6 protein-coding genes and 1 tRNA gene are annotated in these 5,341 nt (G+C 67.1%); 3 read left to right on the forward strand and 4 right to left on the reverse strand.

The annotated features are described in order from the left end of the window. Nucleotides 1-14: 14 nt before the first annotated feature. The gene (gene gluQRS / locus AC5JJ2_RS05815) at nt 15-977 is read right to left on the reverse strand and encodes a tRNA glutamyl-Q(34) synthetase GluQRS (protein WP_495857025.1); all 963 of its coding nucleotides are present in this window, start codon (nt 975-977) and stop codon (nt 15-17) included. Further along, on the reverse strand, nt 967-1,536 hold the full coding sequence (locus AC5JJ2_RS05820) for a cob(I)yrinic acid a,c-diamide adenosyltransferase (protein WP_495857026.1): 570 nt from the start codon (nt 1,534-1,536) through the stop codon (nt 967-969). The genes gluQRS and AC5JJ2_RS05820 overlap by 11 nt, the downstream gene beginning before the upstream one ends. A 307-nt stretch (nt 1,537-1,843) precedes the next feature. On the opposite strand from AC5JJ2_RS05820, the gene AC5JJ2_RS05825 reads away from it, so the two are divergent. Further along, nucleotides 1,844-2,407, forward strand: a complete 564-nt coding sequence (locus AC5JJ2_RS05825; RefSeq protein ID WP_495857027.1) for a hypothetical protein — start codon at nt 1,844-1,846, stop codon at nt 2,405-2,407. 93 nt (nt 2,408-2,500) lie between these two features. Here AC5JJ2_RS05825 and AC5JJ2_RS05830 read toward each other — a convergent pair whose 3' ends face one another. Beyond that, nucleotides 2,501-3,481: an SEL1-like repeat protein gene (locus tag AC5JJ2_RS05830; protein ID WP_495857028.1), complete on the reverse strand. Its 981-nt coding sequence runs from the start codon at nt 3,479-3,481 to the stop codon at nt 2,501-2,503. 179 nt (nt 3,482-3,660) lie between these two features. Between AC5JJ2_RS05830 and AC5JJ2_RS05835 the strand changes: the two genes are divergently transcribed. Beyond that, the gene (locus AC5JJ2_RS05835; protein ID WP_495857029.1) at nt 3,661-3,906 is read left to right on the forward strand and encodes a DUF6800 family protein; all 246 of its coding nucleotides are present in this window, start codon (nt 3,661-3,663) and stop codon (nt 3,904-3,906) included. Nucleotides 3,907-3,937: 31 nt separating this feature from the next. Here the strand turns inward: AC5JJ2_RS05835 and AC5JJ2_RS05840 are convergent, their stop codons facing one another. Further along, nucleotides 3,938-5,170 carry an ornithine cyclodeaminase, nickel-pincer nucleotide-dependent gene (locus tag AC5JJ2_RS05840; protein WP_495857030.1) on the reverse strand — a complete coding sequence of 411 codons (1,233 nt, stop codon included), beginning with the start codon at nt 5,168-5,170 and terminating at the stop codon, nt 3,938-3,940. 95 nt (nt 5,171-5,265) lie between these two features. Between AC5JJ2_RS05840 and AC5JJ2_RS05845 the strand changes: the two genes are divergently transcribed. Next, nucleotides 5,266-5,339 (forward strand) — tRNA-His (locus AC5JJ2_RS05845). The last annotated feature ends 2 nt before the right edge of the window (nt 5,340-5,341 follow it).

Below are 5,341 nucleotides of genomic sequence, written 5' to 3' on the forward strand. Positions count from 1 at the left end.
GGAGGTGGACCCCCTCACCCTAACCCTCTCCCCCGCAAAGCCGGGGGAGAGGGGATCAGAAGTTGGTGGGTCAGCACGAACGGCTCTCGCGGAATCGTTTCAAGCGAAAACTTCGGCAACAACTCCTTCGCCTCGACGGGTTCGATCTTGGGAATCCACCCGCACGACCACGCCAACAACCCCAACAACCGCTGCGGTTGCACGCCCGCGTCGCGGAGGCTCGACAGCCGCGTGTCGCCGTGCCGCTTCGCGAGTCGGCGGCCGTCCTCGCCCACCACCAGCGGCACGTGCGCGAACCGCGGGGCCGGCTTGCCGAGCGCTCGGTACAGCAGCAGCTGCCGCGGGGTGGACGGGAGCAGGTCGTCGCCGCGGACGACGTGCGTGACGCCCGTGTCCGCGTCATCGACGACGACGGCGAGTTGGTACGCTGGCGTGCCGGTGTTCTTCCAGACCACGAAGTCGCCGCCGAGTTTCTTCAAGTCGATCGCCGTCTCGCCGACGAACTCGTCGATGAACGTGGGCGAATCGGTCACGCGAAACCGCCACGCGAACGGCACGGTCAACGTGTCCGCGTCCTTCGGCGTGCGGCCGGAACACGTGCCGGGGTAGACGGGGCCTTCGTGCTCCGCGTGCGGGGCGCTCGCCGCCGACGCGATGTCCGACCGGGTGCATGTACAAGGATAAACGAGTTCCTGCCGCTTCAACTCGTCGAGGGCTTGCCGGTACAGCGGCAGGCGGGTGGTCTGCACGACCGGGTCGCCGTCCCAGTCGAGGCCGAGCCAGCGGAGGTCGTCGAGCGCCTGTTCCGCCGCCCCCGGCTTGATACGGGGCGAGTCGATGTCCTCGATCCGCAGTCGGATCATGCCGCCGCGGGACCGGGCGTACAGCCAGTTGATGAGGTACGTCCGCGCGTTGCCGACGTGCTGCGCCCCCGTCGGCGACGGGGCCAGCCGGGTCACGAGCGGCTCACTCGCCACGGTTCTGTCCCGGAACCCACGTCACGTCCTTCGCGCCGTTGTCGTTCGCCACGCGGCCGAGGACGAACAGCAGGTCGGACAGACGGTTCAAGTAAATGAGAACCTGTGGGTTCACCGTCTCGCTCGCGGCCAACGTGACAACAGCCCGCTCGGCCCGTCGGCAGACCGTTCGCGCGAGGTGCAGCCACGCCGCGGCCGGCGAGCCGCCGGGCAGGACGAAGCTCCGCAACGGCTGGAGGTTCTCGTTCGACCGATCAATCGCCCGCTCCAGCCGTTCGGCCTGCGCCGCGGTCACCCGCAGCATCCCCGTTTCGCCCTCGACGATGGGGAAGCAAAGGTCGCCGCCGAGGTCGAACAGGTCGTTCTGCACCGTCCGCAGCAACTTCGCCTCCGACGAGTCGGGGCAGTGGGCGTGCAACAGCCCCAGCACGGCGTTCAGCTCGTCCACCTCGCCGAAGGCCGCGACGCGGGGGTGGTCCTTCGGCAGCCGCGTGCCGTCGCCGAGGGCCGTGGTGCCGTCGTCGCCGGTCCTCGTGTAGATGCGCGAGAGGTAAACCATAAGGAACCTTGCCCAAATTGAAGCGGTCGATCCTTCATTGATAGCCGACCGTCGCCCAGTTTCCCAGGCTTCCCCGGTCCGGCCGCGGTATCGGCGAATCCCGCAAAGTCACCGCCATTTCGTTCAACATGGCTAACGGCACGGCCGATACAAACGCTACCAACGGACGATCGAGTTCACTCGACCGAACCCCTACCTTCAAGGCGTTCGGGCCGAACGTGCTCAGTTCCCGGAAGCCGCCGTGCGACCGGGCTGGGGGAAAGCAGGTTCGACGGGTTTCGCGTCCGCCGTTTGGGAGGGGGGAACGATGTCCTTCATTCGCCGCAAACTCTTGCTGCTGGCCCTGGCCGCCTTGCCGCTGACGGTCGGCTGCAACGCGCTCGGCCCGGCCGCCCTTCTGCTCGTCCCGACGCCGCCGTGGGTGGCCGAGCGGATGGAGGAGAAGTACCAGCACACCAACGACACGCGGACGCCGGTGCTCGCCCCGATCCGGGACGGGTACCCCGCGCCGCTGTGCGAGGACCCGCCGAGCGATCGGGAAATCCTGCGGGCCATGCCGCGGGTCGCGCGGGGCGTGCCGTACCTCTACGAGGAATTCAGGGACGACGTGCAGATCGTCAAGAACCGGCTCGTGGACACGATCGACCCGCCGCGGTTCTTCCCGCTCGTCGGCATGGCGCAACTGCACCACTGCCACTGGGAATGCGTGATCTATTACAAGGAAACGGTCCAGTCGAGCTACCCCTTCCCCACGTATGTGGTGAAGCCGCGGACGCAAGTGATCTACATCGACAAGGACCACCTGCACCTGTACGTCGGGGAGAACCCGGACATGCAGAAGAAGATCGGCAACGAGATGACGAAGTATTGACCGGTCGGACGACCGGCGAGCGTCCCCTCCGTCGCTGAAGGGCGACCCATGCACCTGACCCGGAAACGGGCCAGGTGTGTGTGTTTCGGGGGATTAAAACCGGCTCTTCGGGGCGGTGCGGCGCTGCAACTCGATGCCCGCCTCCTTGTGCCCCTTGAGCGCGGCGAACGTCAGCCACCGGATCGCCTCCGGCGGGTCGAACGGGAGCACGACGCCGCCGAGGTAGAACCGGCCGACGCGGTACGCCGCCTCCACGTGCCCGGCCACGGCCGCCTTCACGTACCACTCCGCCGCCTGCCGCTCGTCCTTCAACATGCCGACGGCGGTCTCGTTCATCCGGCCGAGCTGGTACATCGCCTCGCCGGACCCGTTCTTGGCCGCCTCCCGGAGCAGCCGCTGCGCCTCCCGCGGGTTCGGCGGGCCGACGCCCGGCTCCGTGTGCCACAGCCCGAGGGCGAGCTGGGCCTTGGCGTAGTTCCGCTTCGCCGCCTGATTCAGCAACTGCAACCCGAAGTCGTAGTCCTGCTTCAACTCGTCGCCCTTGAGCAACATCTTGCCCAGCTTGTAGAGCGCCGGCGGGTAGGCGTGATTGGCCGCCCGCAGGAACCACTCGCCCGCGGCCATCGCGCTCGGCTTGACGACGATCCCTTCGAGGTGCATCAGGCCATACGAATACTCCGCCGGCGGGTACTGACCTTCCGCCGCCTTGCCGAACCAGTTGAACGCGGCCTTCCGGTCGGTGTCCGTCCCGGCCCCGTCGAGGTAACACTCGCCGACCAGCCACATTCCTTCCAGGTAGTCCCCCTCGGCCACGGCGAGGAAGTGTTCAAACGCGGCGATGGAATCTTCCTCCACCTCGATTCCCTCGGCCAGGCACTCGCCGAAGAGGATTTTCCCGATCGGCGACCCGCCCTTCGCCTCCTTCCTCCACACGTCGATCCGGTCGGGCGCGTGTTGCTTCAGGTGCGCCGGCACGTCGCCGCCGCGGAGGACGACGTTGCAATAGTTGTCGAAATCGGCTTGGAGCGAAACTTCAGGCTCCACGACAACCAATGGGACTATTTCTTCCGTCATGGCGATGGCACGAAAGAGGGTGGGGACCGTTTCCCGGAATCTAGAACACGGCCGTGGTTACGGCGCGTGGGTGGCGTGAATTTCCGTTCGGGAAGAAGGGGTGAGCGGTTGTCGGCGGGCGGCGGCGGCCGTATCGTAACCTGCCGCGAACCCTCACGAACAACGGCTGGAGTCTCCCGATGGTCGAGCGTCGAATCGAACTGGACCGGCGGTATCACCGCACGGACAAGATGCGGAAGCTGAAGAAGAAGCTCGGGGCCGCCACCGGCGAGGCCCGCGAGAAGATTCTCTACAAGATCAAGCGGCTCAGCCCGTGGTGGACGGAAGAGAGTCTGAAGCAAGCCGAAGCCGCCGCGAGCGGCGGGACCGCCCCGGCCGCGGCGAAGGCGGAGAAGAAGAAAACCCCGCCGAAGAAGAAGGCCTGACCGAGAACGCCGCGAGGAATCGCGGCGTTCTTCATTTCTCCAACTCCGCGACCAGCGACCGCAGGAACGGCTCCGCGTCCGAGACGATGCCGACCGTTTGCGTGCTGCCGCGGTCCATCAGCTTCGTCACCGTCGCCGGGCTGATGTCCACGCACGCCACCTTCACCCACGCCGGCAACAGGTTCCCGACCGCGATGCTGTGGAGGGTTGAGGCGACCATCAAGCAAAACCCCGTGCCGGGGACGTGCCGCCGCATCTCGGTTTGCGCGACCAGTACGTCGGTAATCACGTCCGGGATCGGCCCGTCGTCGCGGATGCTGCCGCACAGCACGTAGGGAATCTTCCGCGTCACGCACTCGTACATGATGCCGGCCTTCAGCACGCCCTTCTCCACCGCCGGGCGGATGCCGCCGACCCGCCGGATCGTGTTGATCGTCCGGAGGTGGTGCTCGTGCCCCTCGTCCGTCGGCAGCCCGCGGTCGAGGGAGACGCCGAGGCTCGTGCCGTAGAACGCCTGCTCCATGTCGTGGACGGCCAGCGCGTTCCCGGCAAACAGCACCTGCACGTACCCCATGCGGATCAGCTTCGTGACGAGTTCGCCGCCGCCGGTGTGGACGACGGCCGGGCCGAGGACGGCCATGACCTTGTCGCCCTGCTTCTTGCACTGCCGCATCGCCTGGGCGATCTCCCGGACGCTCACCGCCTTCGGCCGCTCGCTGCTGACCGGGCTGGACATGAACTCGAACAGCTCGTGCCGCCGCATCTCAGCCTCCGGCGGGAACACCCGCGTCCCGGCCCGGCCGACGAGGATACGGTCCCCCTTCACCACCTCCGTCATCGGCACGCACCGGGCCGACCGCCCTTCCCCGTCCACGGCGATGCCGCAGTCCATCTCCTGGTCCTCGACCTCGATCCACTCGCCGCCGATCCGGACCTGCGTGCGGAAGTTCGTCGAGCAGTAGAACCCCTCCGGGAACGCCCCGCCCATGTCCGCGGCGACCGTCCGGCAGTCGCCGGGGTCGGCCGGGACCGCCCCGTGCGAGTGGACCTCGGCGAGGATGCTCTCCAGTTGCGCGGACGACTGCGCACGGACCTCGATCCGGGCGAAGCTAGGGTCGTCCTGCCGCTCGCCGAGGTGGAGCTTCTCGATGTGGTACCGCCCGCCACGGGACAGGATCGCGTCCAGCACCTTCGGCAGCAGGAGCGAATCGACGATGTGCCCCGTCATCTCGACGTGTTCGACGGCCGTGAACGTGTTCGTCATGGGGGTCCTCCGGTCCCGTCCCTTCACGATAGCAAATCCGGGCCGGTGGGAAGCTTGCCAACGAACCCGCGGGCGTTATGATTGTCCTTACGACGGTGGCTGTAGCTCAGTTGGTTAGAGCGCCAGATTGTGGATCTGGAAGTCGCGGGTTCAAGTCCCGTCAGTCACCCT

This window comes from Limnoglobus sp. (assembly GCF_059499385.1).

Coding starts and splice junctions, on each gene's coding strand:
- AC5JJ2_RS05820 (WP_495857026.1), bottom strand. CDS start 1,536: ATGGTTTACCTCTCGCGCATCTACACGAGGACCGGCGACGACGGCACC.
- AC5JJ2_RS05825 (WP_495857027.1), top strand. CDS start 1,844: ATGTCCTTCATTCGCCGCAAACTCTTGCTGCTGGCCCTGGCCGCCTTG.
- AC5JJ2_RS05830 (WP_495857028.1), bottom strand. CDS start 3,481: ATGACGGAAGAAATAGTCCCATTGGTTGTCGTGGAGCCTGAAGTTTCG.
- AC5JJ2_RS05835 (WP_495857029.1), top strand. CDS start 3,661: ATGGTCGAGCGTCGAATCGAACTGGACCGGCGGTATCACCGCACGGAC.
- AC5JJ2_RS05840 (WP_495857030.1), bottom strand. CDS start 5,170: ATGACGAACACGTTCACGGCCGTCGAACACGTCGAGATGACGGGGCAC.